Genomic DNA, 954 nt, shown 5'->3' on the forward strand with positions numbered 1-954 from the left:
TCACGCCAGAATTTTACAAAGAAGCCTTTTTGGTGGCGAAGATTAGTCGAAAAGATGGGAAAATCGAAGAACTGCTTCATCATTTTCCTGAAAGTTATCAGCAGTATCGCTTTGTTCCCTTTCATATCTTTTTTGATTTTCATATAGGGAGTTCTGGCAAGCAATGGATGACTTTTGAGGTGGATCCGACTATCTATGTGTTCGATGCCTCATCGAACCTGGTTAGTTCTTTTGGGGAACCAGGAGTAAACATGCGCACCAAATATCCCGAGACGCGTACCTTGGAGGTAGCGTTTGAGACGGATTTATTTCTTGAATCGCGTTTTAAGGATGGTTTTTATAAGGATGTCTTTGTGGATGAGGAAGCGGATATCGTATTCTGTACCTACAGGACAGGGGGTACCGAGCAGGTGACAGGTGAGGAGTTGAAAAATCCATTACGTTTACAGATTTATCAAGGAGAACAGTTGATTTCGGATACTGCAGTTCCTGAGCGCTTTCGATTGATTGGCAAGGTTTCGGAGCGAAAGTACATTGCCGATGGTTATTTTGATGAAATGGGTGAACAACAGGGGTTTTATGTATTATCCATTTAAGATGAGAATTTTTTTAGTTTCATGGCTGTGTTGCTGTATGGTGCTGAGTTCAGCGCTGGCGCAGCGCGAAGTGATACGCGGTAAGGTGGTGGATGCCGAAACGGGCGAGGGCCTAGCCCATGCGCATTTGGTTTTGGTTCAGCAGGCCAAGCAAGCGGTAGGAAATGCAGAGGGGGCATTTTCCTTTGCGCTTCCATCCGAGGTGAAGGGCAGTGATAGTTTACGGGTTTCCTATATGGCTATGCCTCGCAGGTATTTGCGCTAGCAGAGCTAAAGCGCAACACTTCTTTTGTGGTCTCTTTAAAAAAGTAGAGAGGAATTGGATGCAGCGGTTGTTCTGGATATCCATTAAAGGACT

The 954-nt window shown here is 45.0% G+C and carries 1 protein-coding gene and 1 pseudogene; both read left to right on the forward strand.

Translation table 11 applies throughout. The annotated features are described in order from the left end of the window. Positions 1-596: pseudogene (locus A3SI_RS16775) on the forward strand (hypothetical protein); the annotation flags it as partial. 37 nt (positions 597-633) lie between these two features. Further along, the gene (locus tag A3SI_RS16780; protein WP_009057919.1) at positions 634-861 is read left to right on the forward strand and encodes a TonB-dependent receptor; all 228 of its coding nucleotides are present in this window, start codon (positions 634-636) and stop codon (positions 859-861) included. Positions 862-954 lie beyond the last annotated feature (93 nt).

This window comes from Nitritalea halalkaliphila LW7 (genome assembly GCF_000265075.1).
GTDB classification, from domain to species: domain Bacteria; phylum Bacteroidota; class Bacteroidia; order Cytophagales; family Cyclobacteriaceae; genus Nitritalea; species Nitritalea halalkaliphila.